At 58.5% G+C, this 19,572-nt stretch carries 13 protein-coding genes, 1 tRNA gene and 1 rRNA gene; all 15 read right to left on the bottom strand.

Annotation, left to right across the window (positions count from 1 at the left end; genetic code table 11):
- Positions 1 to 26 precede the first annotated feature (26 nt).
- Positions 27 to 2,702: a DEAD/DEAH box helicase gene (locus C8J45_RS18095; protein WP_107964548.1), complete on the bottom strand. Its 2,676-nt coding sequence runs from the start codon at positions 2,700 to 2,702 to the stop codon at positions 27 to 29.
- Positions 2,699 to 4,318: a site-specific DNA-methyltransferase gene (locus tag C8J45_RS18090; RefSeq protein ID WP_107964547.1), complete on the bottom strand. Its 1,620-nt coding sequence runs from the start codon at positions 4,316 to 4,318 to the stop codon at positions 2,699 to 2,701. The genes C8J45_RS18095 and C8J45_RS18090 overlap by 4 nt, the downstream gene beginning before the upstream one ends.
- On the bottom strand, positions 4,315 to 6,129 hold the full coding sequence (locus C8J45_RS18085) for an AIPR family protein (RefSeq protein WP_107964546.1): 1,815 nt from the start codon (positions 6,127 to 6,129) through the stop codon (positions 4,315 to 4,317). The genes C8J45_RS18090 and C8J45_RS18085 overlap by 4 nt, the downstream gene beginning before the upstream one ends.
- Positions 6,129 to 8,429, bottom strand: a complete 2,301-nt coding sequence (locus C8J45_RS18080) for an AAA family ATPase (RefSeq protein ID WP_107964545.1) — start codon at positions 8,427 to 8,429, stop codon at positions 6,129 to 6,131. Before C8J45_RS18080 ends, C8J45_RS18085 begins: the two co-directional genes overlap by 1 nt.
- Positions 8,426 to 8,605 carry a hypothetical protein gene (locus tag C8J45_RS19000; RefSeq protein ID WP_146168664.1) on the bottom strand — a complete coding sequence of 60 codons (180 nt, stop codon included), beginning with the start codon at positions 8,603 to 8,605 and terminating at the stop codon, positions 8,426 to 8,428. Before C8J45_RS19000 ends, C8J45_RS18080 begins: the two co-directional genes overlap by 4 nt.
- Positions 8,606 to 8,636: 31 nt before the next feature.
- Positions 8,637 to 11,486, bottom strand: coding sequence for a DEAD/DEAH box helicase (locus C8J45_RS18075; RefSeq protein ID WP_258191528.1), 2,850 nt, complete (start codon positions 11,484 to 11,486; stop codon positions 8,637 to 8,639).
- A gap of 926 nt (positions 11,487 to 12,412) precedes the next feature.
- Entirely contained in the window at positions 12,413 to 12,541 is a 129-nt protein-coding gene (locus tag C8J45_RS18070; protein ID WP_258191527.1) for a hypothetical protein, read from the bottom strand.
- A gap of 88 nt (positions 12,542 to 12,629) precedes the next feature.
- A complete protein-coding gene (locus C8J45_RS18065; protein WP_181321284.1) occupies positions 12,630 to 14,513 on the bottom strand; it encodes a helix-hairpin-helix domain-containing protein in 1,884 nt (627 codons plus the stop codon).
- A 41-nt stretch (positions 14,514 to 14,554) separates the two neighbouring features.
- On the bottom strand, positions 14,555 to 15,307 hold the full coding sequence (locus tag C8J45_RS18060) for a PP2C family serine/threonine-protein phosphatase (protein WP_107964539.1): 753 nt from the start codon (positions 15,305 to 15,307) through the stop codon (positions 14,555 to 14,557).
- On the bottom strand, positions 15,308 to 15,985 hold the full coding sequence (locus tag C8J45_RS18055) for a VWA domain-containing protein (protein WP_107964537.1): 678 nt from the start codon (positions 15,983 to 15,985) through the stop codon (positions 15,308 to 15,310). It lies immediately after the preceding gene.
- 926 nt (positions 15,986 to 16,911) lie between these two features.
- Complete coding sequence (locus C8J45_RS18045; protein ID WP_146168663.1) at positions 16,912 to 18,051, bottom strand: ATP-binding protein; 1,140 nt, start codon at positions 18,049 to 18,051, stop codon at positions 16,912 to 16,914.
- 44 nt (positions 18,052 to 18,095) lie between these two features.
- Positions 18,096 to 18,287, bottom strand: coding sequence for an AAA family ATPase (locus C8J45_RS18040; RefSeq protein WP_107964531.1), 192 nt, complete (start codon positions 18,285 to 18,287; stop codon positions 18,096 to 18,098).
- A gap of 36 nt (positions 18,288 to 18,323) precedes the next feature.
- Positions 18,324 to 18,851 carry a hypothetical protein gene (locus C8J45_RS19675; RefSeq protein ID WP_258191526.1) on the bottom strand — a complete coding sequence of 176 codons (528 nt, stop codon included), beginning with the start codon at positions 18,849 to 18,851 and terminating at the stop codon, positions 18,324 to 18,326.
- Between the two features lie 148 nt (positions 18,852 to 18,999).
- Positions 19,000 to 19,076 (bottom strand) — tRNA-Met (locus C8J45_RS18030).
- 90 nt (positions 19,077 to 19,166) lie between these two features.
- Positions 19,167 to 19,281 (bottom strand): 5S ribosomal RNA (gene rrf / locus C8J45_RS18025).
- Between the last annotated feature and the right edge of the window lie 291 nt (positions 19,282 to 19,572).

Below are 19,572 nucleotides of genomic sequence, written 5' to 3'. Positions count from 1 at the left end.
GGGGCTTTTCACAAAATCTACTCATGTTATAGATTTTGTGATCCGTAAGTTAATCTGTCTAAAGATGTGTTCTCAGCAATCACATCGTGGGCAATTAGAGCGTAAGACCATGGCTTCCCGCCGTGCCGCTTAGCATGAAGTGTCGCGTTTTCGCACCACGCCCGCGCAACTGCGGTCTTGGCCTTGACTACTGGATCGCCGAGCTGATTAGCCGCTTTTGGCTCAAGCATGAATATTCGATCGGCTGTCTCTGCAACGAAATCAGGCAGATATTCTGGATGGTCTGCGCCCTGCCGATAGAAGATCTGAAACTGACCCTTCGCTGGCTTGAACCATTTCACGCTTTCGCGATCCAACACGATAGCTAGCTTGCGTTCTGCATCAGACTGGAACTTCTGCGTTGGGTAAAGGCATCGCTTAAATCCACCGAACAGGTAGCGCGCCATGTTGCTTTTGTCTGGCGGCGAGACGCGGAAATCGAGCGGTGCTTGATCGGCAGCCGCGGTAAACGCGCTATCCCGTAGCGCCGTCCAGCCGCGCTTTACAACAATGTCGTATCCGCTGTCGCCGTCCTCGCGGTAATGCGCTTGCATCTGCGTGTGGACGACGCGGGCGAGCAGTTCGTCTTGGGCCTCCAGGACGCTTTCCGTTTCGTGTGCAGAGAGGTAGCCACGGAGATGGGCGACGACTTGGCCGGCGAGATCGTACAAAAGGTCGGCGTGCTGGCCGTAGTCTACGTCGGGAAAGTCGATCAGCCGTCGCACGATATAGTCCGCCGGGCTGGCCTCTCGCTTCCGTCCGTGCACCAATCCGAGCGTTAGCGTTCTGCCCTGCCCTGTGCGCAGCTCCTGCACCCATAATGAGCCGCCCTCAGGAGGCGGTCGCACACCAGACAGGTCGAGCGTGAAGGGGTGGTAGCCACCCTGCACGTCGCCGCGCGGCGTTACCAGGATGCGAGGAATATCGATCGTTCCGCCTACCACTAGCGCTGCCGTCCGCGCCACGACCGACGCCAGGTCTGGGTTTGGCGCAACGCCGTCTAGTCCGAGCTGCGAAGGACGCCAGCGGCGCTCGACCTCTTCCAATACCGCCCTCTGGATGTCGGGCCGCAGCAGCGCGGCGCTGTTCGGTGCGCGGTCAGGTTGTGTTTCGTACCGGCGGAACTCGGCCCAAGCGAGGCGTGCAATATCCTGCTCCGCGTCTTGGAAAGCCGATCGCGTCTCACGGACCTCGGGCGACGCCGACACGGTGCCCGTTGTATCGGCCAGCCCCAGCGCCTCGGCATAACCCGGTCGCGAGCGCACCGTCGTTAGCCGTTCGCCCAGTGTGTCCCCATCCAGCACCACTGACTGCATCCGGATCGGCGAGTCTGAGCGGCTGGCCGCCTCCACGATCTCCTGAAAACGGTCGTGCGCGACAATGTTCAGCCGGTCCACAGCGGTTACGCCGGTGCGCTCACCATAAGGCAGGCGAAGGCCGCGGCCGATCGACTGTTCGATCAGCGTGCGCGCGTTGGCGGCTCGTAGCGGAACGATCGTGTAGAGGTTGGAGACGTCCCATCCCTCCTTTAGCATGTTCACGTGGATCACGATCTCGGTCGGCTCACTTGCGTCTTCGACGCGCAGAAGCCGCTGGATCGTCTCCTCCTCCTTCACGCTGGAGTCTACTTGGATGACCCGGTCGGCGTAGCGGCCGTCGTAGAGCCCCTCGACTTCACGCTTCAGATCTGCGGCGTGGCCGGTGTCGCGCGCAATCACCAGCAGAAAGGGCTTCACCACCGCCCGACCGCTCTGGCGGGCGTAGGTCTCCAGCTCGACCTTAACGTTCTCATGCAGCCGGATGCCGTCCTCTAGCTTCAGGCGCTGGATCGCATCGGCGCTCATGTTCGCCGGGTTAAAGTCCTTGCGCGTAACGACTGCGGGCTCCTTGACAAAACCGTCGGCCATCGCGCGGCCAAGCGGATAATCGAGGATAACGTTCTTGAAGGGCACCGCTCCCTTTGCCAGCTCCACAAACGGTGTTGCGGTCAGCTCCAGTCCTAACACTGGATTGAGTTCGTTGAGCGCACGCCATCCTGCCGATGCGCGGTAACGGTGGCTCTCGTCCATGATCAACACCAAGTCGGGGCGGCCAGCGAGATAGTCGAAATAGCTCTCCCCTAACGTCTCCTTGAAACCACGCATCTTCAGCTGGCGGCCACCCCGCACCTCCGAGTTAATCTTAGAGATGTTGAAGATGTTAATTTTACACCGACGCAGCGTATCCAGAAGCGCGCCACGGCTTTCAAAGTTATCGCCGTTAATGATCTCTGGCTCGTCGGTGACGAACTCGGCGATGCCCCTGAACACGTATTTTGCCGTACCCGGCGTGAAATCCCTGATTAACTTGTCGTAAATCGTCAGGTTCGGCGCGAGGACGAAAAAGTTGTTAATCCCGTGCGCCAAATGAAGATAGGCGATGAAGGCGCCCATTAAGCGAGTTTTGCCCACCCCTGTTGCGAGGGCAAAGCACAACGACGGGAAATCGCGCTCGAAATCCGTGACACTTGGGAATTCGGTTCGTATCGCAGCCAGCGCCGCCTCGCGGTCGATCCCTTTGCTCAGCGGGGCAAGTTCGACGACTCGGTCGAGGATCTCCAACGACTCACGCTGCGGAGCGCGCAGGCTCAGGCGCCCGGCGATGGCGGGGACTTGCCGCTTCACTTGGCTGGCGCTCCAAATAAATCAACGTCGTTTGGCTTGGGTTCCGTTGCCATCGGCAAAGCGCTGATCTCCAGGCTATAGTCATCGCGGCCCCATTCGCACCGGTCGCGGACATGATCAGGGATCTTTTTGACCGTGAGGTTGGGTAGCGAACGCGCATCGCCTCGATAGGCAGCGCACATGACGAGTAAAGTGCGCCCTTCGCCGACCTGCTCCGACAGGTCGCGCAGCTGCTCGTGCGTCAGCGTCTGCGTCGTGACGTAGAGGTAGTCATGCTCGGTCGAATGGCCGTGATTCCAGTACTCGGTCTCCGAAGGCGCGTAGGTGAAGCCCTCGAGCTTGCACAACGCCTCCGCTAACATCGCCGGGTTATAAGCCTTGGACACCACTTCCCGGCCCCATTTATCATATTCAAGTAGTGAGGGTGCGAGGCGAAAGTAGCGATAGCCGCCACCACCCCTCCAGCCGGTCGCCTCTGTAACGCCGCCGCGGTCTTCGTTGTCGATCACCCCTCGCAGGCGCGGTGCAACGAGTGTGCGAGCGTGGTCGCCTAATTCGACCATGATCCACCGGCGACCCATTTTGTGGGCGACGGCCCCCGTTGTGCCGGAGCCAGCGAAGGAGTCTAGTACGAGGTCACCCGGATTAGTGGCAATCTCCAATACGCGCTTGATCAATCGCTCTGGCTTCGGCGTGTCGAAAGCAGCAGATTTACCAAAAAGCTGCTGAATCTCTTTCTTTGACTCGTCGGTGTGGCCGACCTCCTCGTGAGGCCACCACGTCCAAGGGACCAAGCCTTCAACTTCGCTAAGATATCTAATCAGGCCGGGTTGTGATTCGCCATTTTTGCCAAAGAATACTTTGCCTTCAGCAACAAGAGCCAAAAACTTTTCTTCTAGGATAGACCAGTGGCGTCCTTCTGGAGGAAATATGGTTTTTCCACTTGGTGTCTGAACGGGGTACTGCTGGTTCTTTCGAATTCCGGCGCCGTTCATTGGGATCAGGCGCCAAGGTCCTTTCGGATCATTCGTCGGGTTCCGATACGCCGAGCGAGTTTTCTCGTCTATCTCAATCTTATTTCGCACAGTCTTAAACGTCGCCGCGTTTATCGCATAGCAGATCACATAGTCATGGACGTCGCCAATCGCCGAATTATTATCCCTAGAATAGCGCTTTTGCCAAACATTTTGCGCTATGAATGAAGCGCGGCCAAATACCTCGTCTAGAAGAATACGTAGGTACGGCATCTCTCGATCATCAATTGTTACCCACAGCGAACCATCGGGGCGAAGCAGGCGGCGGATCAGTTCCAGCCGGTCGCGCATCATGCTTAGCCAGAGGGAATGCTCCAGCCCATCGTCGTAATGCTCAAACGCCGAACCGGTATTGTAGGGCGGATCGATGAAAACGCACTTTACCTGTCCTGCAAACTCCGCCTCCAGCGCCTTGAGCGCGAGCAGATTGTCCCCTTGGATCAGCCTGTTGTCAAACAGGTCTCCCACCCGACGTACCGTCGAATGGTGAGACAGCGCCGGCTCCTCCACAAGGATCCGGGGTTCCAGCCGGGGCCGGTTCTCCTTGCCCACCCATGTGAGTTCAAGCTTCTGTTTCTTCATACGGGGATCACGATATGCGGAGCCTTAGTGACGAGATAGGCGAACAGGGGTTGGGGGTAGTCATAAACAGGTAGCGTCTTGGCTCCAACAATTCGCACGGGGCGAGCGTTTTGAGCACCCTGTAGGCGATCATCGTTGGGCACCGCGAAGTTGCGGATTGCGAAAAGTTCCAACACCTTAAAAATGTCGTTGCGTGTTTGCAGCACGGACGAAGCGGAGCGAGGCGTGCCGCCTGCGTTTGCATGCGAGGCGACAGTTTCGGAAAGCTGTTGTCGTGCCTCATCGACCGGTGCACTGATCGCCGCCGCAAGCTTGACAGGGTCCAGGAGCCGATCGGCGATGATTTCGCGGTGCAGCCGCTTCATCATAACCCAGACGAAGACGTACCGACCGTATCGGTAGGTTTCCGTCTCGAACCTGTCTGCACCTGACCAGCCGCGGGCAAATTCCAGCAGGCTGCGCGTAGCGATCACTGCATTAGCGACGTGATAGCCGCTCGGAGCAGGACTAAACAACGATTCATAGCTGTCCATTCCGGCAGAGTGCGGGTTCTTCGGCGCGCTCGCGATCCAGTAGGGCGTCCGTGGATCGTGGCTCAACAGACCTAGTGCTGCCATGGCTTCGGGTAAGTCGATCACGTCGGGTTCGCGCGTGCTCGGTTCCGACTTGTAGTGATATCGAAAGCCGATGGCTTTCATGTCGCTCCAAATTCGATCCTGAACGTCGTCTAGGGCCGCGAAACCGATTGGTGTGACGGGGTTCTGATTGTTTCGCGCACGAGTCACGCGCTTTCCAAAATCGCCGTCTGCAGCCGCCTTGATTATGGTCACCGCGACCTTTGCTCGGTCGATACTTTCCGCCACACTTGCCGCGCTGGCTATCGTCTGAGCGCCATTGATTATGCTGAAGCCACGTAGGTCGTACGTGGTCGCGGAATCAGTGGCACGGCGCTGCTTGATCTCGCTGGCCAACGCCGTCACGCCATTGTTCAGGTAGAAGAATAACTCCGGATCGTTGATCAACGTCTCCCGAATGTCCCGATTGACCGATGTCTCGTCGCCCAGATGATTGCGGATATTGCGGTCGAACAGCGCGGCTCCATGAACTTGATACAGCGCTACTAGATCGCGCAGCCAGACCACGCCGAAACGGCTCTGACGCGGTTCGTCCATGCTCCTAGCTCTCATCACCGACAATCTAGTGTTGATGGACGGGTGGGCTCCATAGGCACCTAGAGCCACGTCCACAGCTTGGGGCCCATAGTCTAGGAACGGGCGGGCGAAGCGCCGCTCGTCGAGGCTCGCGTCGTTGATCAACGCGTCTATTGCCGCGCGCGCGTTGTCCGATACGCGCTCGCCCACGTACGTGACGAGAAGTTGGATCGCCTCGCAATCGTCCAGCGCCTCGGTAATGCGCTCGGCGCGATCACGAATGTTCGCGTTAAAGCCGGCAAAGTCGGATCGAACGAGTCGGCGAACGCCTTCAACGAACTTCTGGGCTTCCGCCTGCTGAAACTGTTCGCCAGCCTTGAGCTTGCCTTGGACAATGATCAACGTTCTGTCTGGTCGGTGATAATGGATTGCATCGATACCGCCGTCATCGAAATCGTCCACCACGGAGAGCGTGGCATCCTCAGGTGCAAGGCCGCAGTGCTGCGAGAGCACAAAGGCGCCAAACGCGCGAGAAAGATTCTTCTTCGTAAGCTTGTCGTCCGAATGCGCATGATCAAGCAACGGGGGAAGAAGCGGTACGAAATCGCGCGCAAGCACTTCGCGAAGCACAGCGAGCCGCGTTGTATTGAGGGCAGGCATCAGCTCGGCTTCTGAAGGGGATGCAGCCGGCGCGTGTCGCCCGAATTGCGCCAATAGCTGCCCGACTTATTGCTACCGGGCCAGCCATAGGTGGGGCAGACTAGCGCGTCGGCGAGCGCGACGACTTGTTGGGCGAATCCAATCGCGTCTGCATCCATCAGTTCAAAGGTGATCTCTTTGAAATGCGCACCGAATACGTTGCGCGCCTGTGCGATCCGGGTCAGCTCGTCGAGGATCGGCCCGAGTTCAGTCGATGCGACGACGACGCCATCCTCGCATATTTCGGCCCGAAGCGCTTTGCGTAGCTTGCCGTTGATGTTGGGGAGCAGATCGCTCACTGTGTAGGCTTCCCCGATCTTGCGTGGCACGGCGCAGCCATATTTAAGCGTCAGGTGGTCGAGCGCCGCCTCTAGAATTACGCCCGCCTTGCCGCAGACCGCTTGGGTGTCGACCGGTGAATGCGTGAGCAGGTCCTTCAGCCGCTCAGTCTCCGGCCGCGTCGAGGACAGCCGCATACCGTCCTTAATCGCCCAGCCGGTTAGTTCGACGAACTGGCATTCCTGCCCGGGCTTCACAAATCCCCAGCGATATTTCTCACGCCAAGGCCTGTAATGCGTCGTTACGATGGCGTGGCGAAAACGCTGACTGACGGCATAGATCATCTCGACTACCCGGTCGACATGTGGCTCGTCGATGCTGCCGAGCACGTCGTCCAAAATCAGGATGGTGTCGTCCGCCCGCTCGCGCAGTGCAAGTGCGAGAAAGACGCACAGGCCAAGAGTGTCCAGATGTGATTGACTGAAATAGGCTGCAGGAGGCGCGTCCTGCCCTGCGAACTCGGCTCGCAGCAGCAACGATGCGCGCTGCTTGGGATCGAGTGGCATGGCGATCTTGTTCAGGCCTTCGCCGGGATGGATCCGCTCGTAAAGATCGCCGACCGTTTTGGCGATGTCGGTGATAATTCCATCAACGAACATCTGCCTTTCCGCGACCAAAATCTTTGATGCGGCATCGAGGCGCGGCTCAAGCGCCGCCCATTCTTCGCGTTTCTCGGCAGCAGCGGTATAGCGATCGAACGCCTTTCGCAGCATGATGCGTGAGTTCGCTCGGTTGCGCCATGTCGTCTCCGCTGACGACCAGCTCTGCGATGCAACATCGGCTGTCGCGAGCCAGTTCTGGAGGCGGCTGATGTCGGTCGGGGCAGGTTCGCCCGGCCGTACGACCTCGACCGGCCATTCACGCCCCGCAAGGCGTTCGTTGAAGGTCGCGACGGCGCTCGCATAGGCGGCTCGAAGATCGGCGAGCCGGGCGCGCGTACCCTGCACGGCCGTTTGCGCCCTGCGGCGATCGTCGCTGGCTTGGCGCATGGTCTCCAAGCGGGCCAGCCGCCGTTCGATGGCATCGCGGAGGCCGGCGATACGCTCGCGGCTTTCGCAAAGTGGACATTCCGCGACGATAGCATGATCCGCCAAAAGCTGTTGCCCCGCCTGTAACAACGCGACCAGTTCAGGACCGGAACCCGCGCCCGCCAGTGCCTGTTCCGCCGACTCGGCGTTGGCGACTGCTTTTTCTGCGCGATCATCAGCCGTACCGGCGGTGGCGAAAAGATCGGGAAAGCTCGTCAGCGTGAGGTACGCGAGCCGGAGTTGCTCGACTGCCTTGATGTCCGCGGTCGCGTCGGTCGTTGCCTCAGCCAGCCGCCCCTCGGCCCAAGTGACGGCGTTTACGCCCGCCTGCTTTCCGTCGTGCTCATAGAAGTCGTTCAGCTGGACGAGATACTGGGTTTCCTCCGCTGCCAAGGCGTCCTTTTCCCGACGCAACGCCAATAACTGCGACTTCAGCGCATCTTCAGACTGCTCGTACGCGCTAATGTCGATGAACCGCTTGATCTCCTCGTACCGCCCGCCTGGCGTTGCCTCGATCAATTTTAGCAGCATGCCACGGCGGAGAATTTCGACCCGCGGACGGTCCTTGATTGGTGCCACCACCACCTTGCTAGCCGCGATGGTTCCGGCGCACGCACCTGCCTCTGTCGTCAAAGTCACGCTGACGTCGCCGGGCGACCGACCCGCGGAGGGCCAGTATTTGGCAAGCCCGCTACCGATTCCGCGGTCCTTCAATGAACCAATCTCGCCACGGGCAAGGAATTCAAAAGCATCGCAAATTGTGGTTTTGCCGGTGCCATTCTCGCCGTAAATCAGCGCCAGCTTCTTTTTCTTATCGAAGTCGATACGTAGCGTGCCCGTCGAACCGCGGAACGCAGTGATGACCAGCGCGGTAAGTTGAGGCCGCGCGGTCATGCCCGGTTCGTATCCTCGGAGAGCTCGATCTCGAGCCTCCAGTCGCTACCTTTCATTGCACCCGAGGCGATCTTGTCGATCATACGCTCGCGCTGTTCGGCGCGGACGAGGCCTGCCGCCACGAGGCGATCGATCGATCGCGTGGCAAGTTGTTCTGATGGTGTTCGATCGACCATATTCGTCTCTCCGGTGACGCGCTCAAGCCTGCTATGCCACATGCCAGCGCACGGTAAAGAGTGGTTCGCTTTTCACCTTCTGCTCCATACGTCCTTCGATATCGGCAATAAGCCCGGCACGGTGCGCATCGATATTGTCTTGCGCCTCAAACAGCGAACGTCTTTTGGCGGAACGGGTCGCCTCTAGCGATTTGATTGTCTTCTGTCCGTCCAACTTATCCTCAAGGGTCACCGCGCCGATGGCGGCGCGACGAGCGTCTTTAATCTGACGATCGATCTCCTTGATCTCTCGCTCTAATCCAATCTTTAGGTCGTCCGCCCAGCCATCCAGCTTGATGGCCTCGTCCTCGAAAAAACGTGCGTTGCGCAGTCCAATCTCTTCGCGCACCGTCTTCGTTTTTAAGGCAAGCGCGTCCCGAAGCACATCGCTTACGCTGTTTGGGATGGTAGCGAGTTCTCCCACCTTTCCGCCCACAGTCCAGAGCCTGAGCAACGCCATGTCGTCGAGCGGCTGACCCGCATTGCTGATGCCGGTCAGCAATACCCGGTCTTCCGTTTGACCGAGTGCTTCGACCGTCAGCCGTTCAGCCGTAAGCCAGCCACTTTGACCAGAGAAAGGTTTTAGGGCGCTGATCATTCCCTCGTGTCCGCTCAGGTCGAACGTCACCTCGGCCGGTGGCAAAACTCGGCTGCTGGCCCGCGCCACAACGGCTGCACCAAGTGCGTGATTTAATCGGTAAAGGTGCGCTTCACCGGTCCGTCTTGGCAACTCGTAAAGGCCAAGCGGAATGTTGCCCTTTATCCAGTTCGGCTGGACGTTCAGACGGAAGGCGTCTTCGCCCTGCCATGTCGCGAATTCTGCAAGTTCATGCCGAGTCACATTGATCAGCGCTCGCTCAAACCGATCACGCGATGAAACTGCGGCGTCGTTGGTCGTCTTTAGCTTCTCTCGGACTTCGTCGTCGAAGTTTTCCAAGAGCTTGACCTGCGTTTGGGTCATAGCTGCGTTGATCTCGGCGCTCAGTTCCTTCTGCAACTGATCAAATGCCACTTTGATTTCCGCGGGCTGGCGGCATTGCTGATAGATATTCGCGATACGCTTCTCGAAATCCACGCCTGCCTCTATCGCGCCCAGCACTTCGTCGCTCGCGCCGAAAACCCCTTCAAATAGTTTAAACTTCTCCGAAAGAAGTTCATGGACCCGTTTGTCAGCTTCATTCTTACGGTTAAGAAAATTCACCACCACGACGTCGTGCTTCTGCCCGTAGCGGTGGCACCGGCCGATGCGCTGTTCGATGCGTTGCGGGTTCCAAGGGAGATCGTAGTTCACGACGAGCGAGCAGAACTGGAGGTTGATACCCTCCGCGCCCGCCTCGGTTGCGATCATGATACGGCCCTCGGTCTTGAAGTAATCCACGAGAGCAGAGCGCATATCTGCGGTCTTAGAACCTGTTACTCGGTCGGATCCACGATGCAGTTCAAGCCAAGTTTGATAGATTTGCCGGGAGCCAGGGTCGGTGTTGCTGCCGTTGAACAGAACCACGCCTTCGGCGTAAGGGCTCTCGGCAAGCCGTCGCAGAAGATAGGCTTGGGTTCTACGGGACTCGGTAAAAATGATCGCCTTGCGCTCGGCGCCAAGTTCCTTCGCTTTCTCGAACGCGATCGCCAGCGCTTTTAAGAGAGCCTCTCCTTTAGCATTCTGTTCGATCGAGGCCGCGAGTGCAGCGTAAGACTCAAGCTCCGCAGCCTCCTCCGCGACCGCCTTTCGGTCCGCCTGCGACACTGGTTCGGCGTCTTCGTCGCCCCATTCTTCGGCAGTGGCTTCCAAGGCTTCGTAGTCGTCGGCCAACCGTTCCGCGTCAGCGACACCTGCGGTTAGGCTCGCCCGCAGCCGACGTGCCATCGCTTCAAGCGCTCCGGTTATGGCAAAGGTCGATGAAGCAAGGAGCTTTCGCAAGACCAATGTTGTGAGCGCGCGTTGCCCAGCCGGAAGAGCCCGCAGTGTATCGCGCTGGAGATATCCAGAAACCAGCGCGTAAAGGCGATCTTCGCTGGCCGCGGGGGTAAACTCCTCGACCATCGCAAATCGACGCGTGTAGGGCACATATGCCGTGACCTGCCGACGCAACGTCCGGTGACAAAACGGCCGCAAGCGCTCGCGTAAAAGAGGCAGTGCGCGCTCTTGGGCGGAACCTAAAAACTGCTCGCGGAAGCTCTTTAGATCGCCGAACGCGTGTTCGTCGATGAAGCTCATGAGGCCATACAACTCAAGGAGAGAGTTCTGCAGTGGGGTCGCTGTAAGCAGAAGCTTCGTTCTGGAAGCCAATGCTTCCTTCAGCGTATTTGCCACTATGTTGGACGGCTTGTAGACATTTCGGAGACGATGGGCTTCGTCGATGACCACGAGGTCCCAAGGCGTTCTACCAACCTCGTCAGCCTTGTTTCGGGCGAACTGGTAGGAACAAATGACGATTGAATTGTCCGGCTCGAACGGATCGGTAACGCCCGATTTTAGCGTCGCATCGAATGAACGAGCTTCGAGAATTTGGCAGGGCAGGAAGAACTTTTCGCTCAGTTCCTGGTGCCATTGTTTGCGCAGATTGGAGGGTGTGATGATAAGTATGCGTCGCCGATTCTCCGCCCAGCGCTGTGCGATCACAAGCCCGGCTTCGATTGTCTTTCCCAGTCCTACTTCATCAGCCAGCAAGGCGCCTTTTGATAGAGGTGAGCCAAACGCAAATAAGGCGGCATCCACCTGATGGGGATTGAGATCGACTTGAGCGCTTGCAAAGGCGCCTGCCAACCGTTCAGCTCCCCCGGCACCTTGTCGCCTCGTCATTTCACAGGCGATAAACTTCGCGTGATAGTCGGTAATATTCACGCCGGCACGGCCTCCTTTAGGCCATGACTTTTTGAGGCAAGCTTTCGCAGTCCGCGACGCCGTTCTGGGCGAGCTGTAATCGCGATTACAGGCGATTTCGGGGGCGGGGCCACCGTCGAGTGTAACCACTGAAGCAGATAATGCGTAGCGACCCGTACAATGTCAGTATCTCTCATAACGGACAGCAAGCTCCGAATTTTTACCATCACACTGTCCGCCGTCCGACCCTCGTCATCATGTTAGCGCTTTAAGCCTGTTCGTTAGAACCACCATCCCGAATCGATCGGGGTAACAACCGGCGCATCGGCAGCGACAACGAGCCCCCTGAACGAACGTCCGCTACCGCCGATCGACGTCTGATGGCGGCTAATCCGCTTCACCAGATAACGGGATATCCTCCCCCCCCTCTTTTCACCTACGTTTAACCGCCGCTGCCCCAAGCATATCGCCGCCCGAAAGCTCGACAAGAGCTCTCTCACTTGATCAAGCAACGAGGTTCTGCCTGTAATTCAAAACGCTAGAGACGGTCCCGCATTTCGCGCTCGTTCGCCGCGGACTCAAACGGCGTTAAGTAGGCTGGTTGTGTAATCAGTGGGAGATCAAGCGCGTCGCCTGCTATAAAGATCGGCCTCGGCCATCAGAAAGCGTCCGCGGGGAAACTTGGTCGTAAGGTTGGGCAGCCATCAGCGCTTAAAGCATATGGCTCGACCCGCCCAGATCGGGTCAAAGCTGACCTTTTCAGCCCGGCAGTTGATTAGCAAGGGCAGGATCTAGGTACCGACTTTAGAGTGGGCGAGCTTGGCCTTTCCAGGATACCGAGTCCGATGGTTTCGCTGCCCTCACTTTCGCGTGCAGCTTGGCAGCAGCGGCGCCGAGCATTCCTTCCCTTGCCAGCGATGCAAGATCGTCGTCGCTCGGCCTGGCGACTAGCCGTGCGCGACACCGATGCGCAGCCGTGCTTCCGGCACGGCCATCGTATCAAAATCGGCTGTCGGATCGTCGAGGTAGTGCCGGTGCGTGAGCGGTGCCGGCAGCAGCCAGACGCCGTCCTCCATCTCCTAAGGCGCCAGAGGGTACCTAGATAATTGCCACTATTTGGTACTAATCAATATGCCGTTGGCGAGGCCGTCCTCGAAATAGCCATCACGCGTTTAGGTCGGCGACCAATTGTGCTTGCCTCGCATGCAATGCCGCAAGCTGCGGATCGACTGCCTGTCTCCTCGCCTCTATGTCAGCCCTGCTCCGTGCTAGCGCAGCTGGTCCGGCAAGCAGCTTATGCCTCATTCCCGTCGCCTGCTTGACAATATCCGCCTTGATGGCCGCCATCCGAGCGGCATCGACCGCATTGGGACGCTCGTTGTACACGAAGCGGGTCTCTAGCTGCCGGCGCCACACGAGAAGGTTTGCCGCAGTCTTAGGTCCGAATCCGGGTACGTTCAGTACAGCGTGTTCGGTGACGTCCAATGCGGTTTCGATTCCGTAAGCTAACAGCGTCGCTACTCGCCCGTCCCCAACGCCCTTGATTTTCTGTCGTCGGATCAGGAATGAGTCTAAATAGGCCTTGAGCTGTTCAGCTCGCCTGTTATGTTGATATTCCGAAATTTTCTGGCGCTCGATTTCAGGCAAACGTATGTAGCTTGCCCGTACTGCTGAAAGCTCGGCCGACAACTTACGGAATGGCTCATCACTAGCACGCTTTTGCCAGTCTGCCATCGCGGCGTCCGCCCGCTTGTCGATGTCGGCCTTTTCTTTTCGGGTTGTCCGGGTGGTTGCGTCGTCGCTGAACAGTTTCGTGAGTCCGAACCAGGCTAGGCCTCCGCAGACCGGCCAAGCGGCAAGCAAAGCAATCAGACCGCCAACTGCCGACATGAGAGCCGCGATGCCCAGCAGCTTGCGCATCCGCCTTGCGCGCTTTGCAGCGATGGCCTGTTCACTCGCGACAACCGAAATCGTCGGAAGATTGGGCTGCGGTATAGCGGAAGCAGGACGTGGTACGGCTTGAATCGCGGCCCAAGCTGCGCCCAGATTGAAGACGGCTGCCCCAGGATCCGAGGGAATCGTCTGTAATCCGACAGACGCGTGCGGAAGAAAAAGCACGATGCCCTGCTTGCTTTCCATTCGGCACCAAGGACACTCGCTGGCCTCCGCGGAATAGTGATGAAGCTTTGACTTTGCGCACGTGCGAAGGTTCTGCTCCATGCTCGTTAGCAACTGCACCCATTGCCTGGCTTCAGGTCTGGTGCCGCCTGGTGAGAATGCCTCTTCCAGTGCAGCGGCAATTGGAGCAGGCATGTCAGAGAGGGTGGGTACGGCAGGAGGCGGTCTCATACCGACTTGGCGTTGGCGGCTGTAGGCGAACCGATGCTCCGCGATAGCGCGCTCAATCGGCATTTCGCCCGCAGAGTACGTGCCGGAGAACGGATGGCGTCCCATGAATAGCAGCTGGAAGACCACCACCGCCAAGCCGAAGCGGTCATGCTCAACTCGACGCTCTACCGTGTGGAGCTTTATCCCCTGCAACTCTGGCGGTGTGTATTCTGGTACGCCTACTCGGCAGGCGTGCCGACGACCACCCTCAACATACTGGAAGGAATCGGCGTCGATTAGGGCCACGGTCGCGGTGTCGGCTATCAGGATGCCCGAATGGTTGACGTCGCCAATTACGCACCCGGTCTCGTGCACAGCTCCGACGGCCCGCGCGATATTTGCGGCTGTTCTCACGAGAAAGCGATAATCCGCGCGGGGAAACGCCGACTTGCGAGCACCGGGCGAATAGAGCTCGTGAAGCGGCTTTCTTCCGGTAATCCTACGCATGGTAAAGCCAGCGAACCGCCCACCGCTGTTAACAATCGCAACGGGGAACGCGACTAGATCGGACTTGGCCGCAAGGTTGGCGCGCACCATTGCTCGGACCTTATCACGTCGCTCGTCCAAGTCAGTGACAGTGTAGAGCTTGACTGCGTGAGACGGGTCATCGGTAATGACGTGCACGTCCCCCTCCCCGCCGCGGCCGATACGTTCGCCCACTGTAAGGGAGTCGCCGTTCTCAAGGGCAAGCGTCTTATGCCTCACCGGCGCACCGCGATGAGCAATGACTTGTCGTCGTCGGTGCGTGCGTTGACTGCATCACGACCAAGATAGTTGGCGAGAGTTTGACTAAGCCGTTGGTCGCGTCCCACGGTCACGCTGGTCTCAACCGGTTTTACCATCGTTTCGAAAAACGGATGATGGGGTGTTTGGGCCGCGAAATCGAGCGCGAGCCGCTCCAATCCGTCGCTCATGAGCACTATGGCGTCCGGCGCCTTCTGCAAGCGTACGATGCGCATGCGAGCCTGAGGTTCGTCGGTGACGAAGTACGTAGTCGATGCATATTCCCCATTTTCAGGCCAAGATGGAACGGACCAGACGCCATCCGTTCTGACTGCGGCAGCACCGTCCCCCACAAGAGCAAGGACGGCGCCATCACTGTCGGCGATTGCCAGCACCATCGTCGCGGCGAAGTCCCGGGGGCTCAATCCACGACTTGCTGCCGCCAATCCGATCCGATCACGCGCGGCATCCAATCCCGACCAGATGTCGTCGTCTGTAGGGAGATCGACTGATGAGGGTGTTTGTGCAAGCAGCACTTCCACCATGGTTCTGGTTGTGATGAAGGCGCCCGGGCCACCATGCGCCGCGCTGCCTGCGCCATCGGAAACAATGCCGAGCAGTCGTCCTCCATCACGAACGGTCGCAGAAAGAACGGCATCCTGGCAAGGCGTCCCGGACTTGATGTGAGAAGTGCCACGGCGTCTCGCCGAGGCCCAGGTCCATTCCGCCACTTAACCGGCCGTGGCCCATCCGTCCGGTCCGGTCGGATTGGCCAGTGGCACCGGCTCGCCTGGATTGGAACGTGAAACTGAACCGAGCGAGCTCGAAAGCCAGGCAAAAAGTTCACGGAACGCCAACCCCTTGAGCTTAAGCGGCGCCCGAACCGAGAGTTGGCTAAGGATCGACAGGTTGGCGCCCTCCACGCCAACAGGATAGAACATGAATTCCTTGTTGTCCTCGCCAGTCCTGATCAGCTCCGCTGCGCGCGACCAACTGTCAGTCGGTGCACCGTCGGTGATCAAGAAGATCCAGGGCCGGTAATAGGAGACCCCGTTTGCCTTGTAGTCGCGCTTCCGTGCTTGAAGCATATCAATGCCCCGCTCGATAGCGGCGCCCATTGGAGTAGCGCCCGCCGTCTCGAGCACGGGCGGATAGAAGTTCGCTGCGCTGGTGAAATCAGCCACGACTTCGACCGGACCAAAAGTTACGATACCTACTTCAACGCGTTTGGCGGCGAGGCTGTCTGAATTTAATTCGTCTCGAAACGCTTGCAGGCCCGAGTTCAACTCGTCCATCGGGCGCCCGCCCATAGACCCGGAATTATCGAGAAGCAGAAGGCAGGCACACCGTGGCTCGGGGTTCTCAGCAAACTCTGCACCGGAAAACGCAACCTGATCAAAGTCGTCCATTCTTGGTCCTCGTATATACATAGGCAACCGCGATTCGCTTGGTGCTTGATGCGGGTCTTAACTCAGCATAGCGTCGGGGCATGAAGTTCGGAATGAGAAAACCAAGCTTACGCAAAAGCATCCCGGCTCGCACATCAACCAAGCGCATAATCCGGAATACGCTAGGGCTGAAAGCCCCACGCGGTTATGGATGGTTCACAAATCCTAAAAAAGCTGCCTACAACCGCGTGTACAACAGGACATCATTCTCGCTTGCATCACTAGTGCGTGCGCTTTTTCATTGATCGCGGCAAATTTTGACTGGTCACGAGATCCGCTCTAGCTTTTGATACGAGCGGAACTGGTTACATATAGCGAGCCACGGTGCGACGACTCACAGCGAGGGGCAGTACGTCGCCCTGACCAATACGTTTAGGTAGTCCCCGCCGGTAGCCAAGGGGCAACGAATCCAATGGACCGCTGTCAACGCAGTTCCCGAGCTCAAACACTAATACCTTGCGCCCTGCCGGATTAGAACCGACACGCGCAAGACCGGCTTTTTGGGCGCTGATCCATCAGCCGGGCCGTTACCTACGTAACCCGTTCCCGGTAACCTGAGGTTCAATTCCAGCCCTTCAATCGCGCGAGGTTGATCAGCACTTGCGCGGAGGCGAGGCTATCCATTCGTGCGGGTCTAGCTTGCTGCTTTCCGTTCACTCGCCAAATAAAGCGCACTCCTTCTTCGGCTGGCCGGCCATCAAAGAAATGGTACTCACCCTTTTGGAGGTAAAGATCGGACCCAGAGGTTCGAACCTCGTCAATTATCTTCCAGTAGGCTTGCGCCATTCTCACCCCAATGCTGTCAGGCAAATTTTTTGCGCGCCCTCCATCCAGTCGTCAAAGGGATGATAAGGTACGTAATCGACATCTATCTTTCAAAGCCAAAGTCATAGGACTAGCCTGTTGCCGGTTATGTGGCGGAAAGTCCGTTCGCGGCAGGTCAGCAAAATCACCTGCATATGCTGAGCGGCTTCCGTCAGAATCTCGGTCATTAGGTCCAACCGCGTGTCATCGGCATATACAAGCGGATCGTCGAGTATGAGTGATACCGGACGTCCTTCTTCCCGCAGCAAATCGGCGATCGCAAGCCGCGTTAAAACGGCGAGCTGTTCCTGCGTGCCTCTTGAGAGGCTGACGCAATCTTCGGGCGAACCGCCGCGACTGATCGCCGCCAGCCCGAGGTCATCGGCAAATAGGAGTTCCGAGCCGGGCAGAAGGCGCTCGATGTGTCGTTTGGCTCGGGTCGTGACCGGACCGACATAGGTCCGGGAGGTCTCGGTGCGAACTTCCTCTAACGTATCCCGCAGCAGCTTGAGCGTCTGCGCTTCCTCTACGGTTCGGCCAAGTGCCTGCTCCGCAGCCATGGCCTCTTCTGTCGCTACGGCAGCGCGTTCGGCTAGCCCCTTGCCGCCCTCGCTTTCAATCGTACCCTCTAATCGGGCAATGTCAGTTTCGAGCCGTCGCCGCATCTCACTGGCGGCAGCCTGACGCACGTCGATATTCGCGATTCCGCGCTCGATCGTTTGCGGGTCGTGGGCACTGGCGTTGCGCTCGGCCTCGTTCAGAATAGTGGCTGTTTCCGCCGCCTTCTTCTTTGCGCCGATCAGATCCCGTTCAAGGTTCGCGAACCCCCGTCCCTTTTCGATCTGTTCAAGTTGGCTTGCCGCGTTTTGAAAGTCGCTGGCCGCCCCTGCTTCGGTGGCAGCCAATGGACGTTCCTGTTCCTCGATCAAGGCAAGGACTGTCGCCGCACTTTCCTGCGCGCCTTCAGCACGGGCAAGCAAAGTCTCGGCGACATCGACCGCGTCAGCGAAGGCTTGAACCGGCGACGCTTCGTCGTCGTTCTCGTCTTGCGCCTCGGCCAGCAAGTCCGTTACGAGCAGCTTGAGTGCGGCTACGCCGGCAGCAAGTCCGAGTTCGGGATCTGCGGGGGCGCTTGCGTCTAGCTGAGCGGAAAGTGTCTTCACCTCACCAGCCGCATCCCGTGCCGTGTCGTTGCGCTGCCGTGCGCCAGCGATGTTCTCCACGCCCAACTCGGTGAGCGCTTCATTCTGGCGAGCGATAGCTTCTTTTAGCCCAATTTCGGCGCTTCCAGCGGATGCCGGTGGACGAATGATGCGCGGATTGCCTCGAGCAGGGTCGACTTCCCGGTCTCGTTGGGCTCGACCACGATGTTGAGCCCATCGGAGAGCCCATCGATCGTGACCGGCGCGCGGAACTTACGGAAGTTGTTGGCGGTGATGCGTCGCAGCTTGAGGCTCACGCAGCGGCCCCCCTCGTATGTTCGACGAACAGGCGTTCAGCCGTGGCGGACAGCGGTATGCAACACCTGTCGCAGCGTCACGATCTCGTTGTGGATGGTCTTCCAGGCCGGTGCCTTGTCGGTCACCGGCCGGTTGCTGCGCGAGTGAGGGTTGGCCACGCCGCGCGACGACATGCGATGCACGCGGTATTCCTGCACCCTGCCCGCGGTAATCTCCGACAGGCCCATATCGCCAAAGAACGGCAGCAGATGAATCCGCAGGCGGATGGCATGCCCCTGGGTCCAGCGGACGCTGCGTTGACCCTCGGTGATCACCTCATACTCGCGGATGAACTGTGAGGCTGCTTCTTTGAAGGTCTTCTCGCTTTTCAGCACGCCGGCATGAAGCTTGCCGCGCAGGCCGAGATACCAGTCCTCCGCGACCTGCTTGGCGAGCGCCAGACTATCCGTCCTGGTGCTCGATCGGCGCTGCTTGTTGCCGACAGAGGCGGAGCAATGCCAGCTTCCGCCCTCTGCCCGCCTGTAGATCTGGACTTTTCCGCCTAGGATTTCGTGCCGCTGCATAACGACGCTACCGGTACAAAGTGGACCAATAAGCGCAGTTTTTTACAGTTGCCGGCAAAAGTCAAATTTGTGCTAGCGGCGTGCTAACGCAGAAAGCGCCCGGCTTGCGCGAGGGGGTGTTGGTATGTGGTTGTATTGCCTGGGGATTTGGTTGCGGGGACAGGATTTGAACCTGTGACCTTCAGGTTATGAGCCTGACGAGCTACCGGGCTGCTCCACCCCGCGACGGCACGGCTAGCGTGCGTTGGGTGTGTATGAGACGTTTGTGAATGGGTTTGTGATATGTGTGCGTATGCATGTTGCACGGGCTTCAATGCCTGGCGACGACCTACTCTTCCATCGCTTGAGCGATAGTACCATTGGCGCAGTCGGGTTTCACGGCCGAGTTCGGAATGGGATCGGGTGGGACACCGACGCTATAGCCACCAGGCAATGGAGCCGGTGCGACATGCGTACGCGTCATATCTGGGTCCCTCAGGCGCCACATTGCTGCGAAGCTTGAGGATTTTAAAATCGATACCGTGCAAGGTTTGTATTTGTATTGTGACCAATCCCTCGACGGCGAGGGGATTGGCAATCTGGCGTCGTCTTAATCATCCGCACGCATCTGATGGCTAACTGGGCGAACCCAGTGTTGTCATTGATGGTGTGAGACTCTCAAGCGCGAATAGAGCAATTAGTATCGGTTAGCTCCATGCGTTACCGCACTTCTACATCCGAT

The sequence above is a fragment of the Sphingomonas sp. PP-CE-3G-477 genome (assembly GCF_003050745.1).
GTDB lineage: Bacteria > Pseudomonadota > Alphaproteobacteria > Sphingomonadales > Sphingomonadaceae > Sphingomonas.
This window is presented reverse-complemented; position numbering and strand designations above follow the sequence as displayed.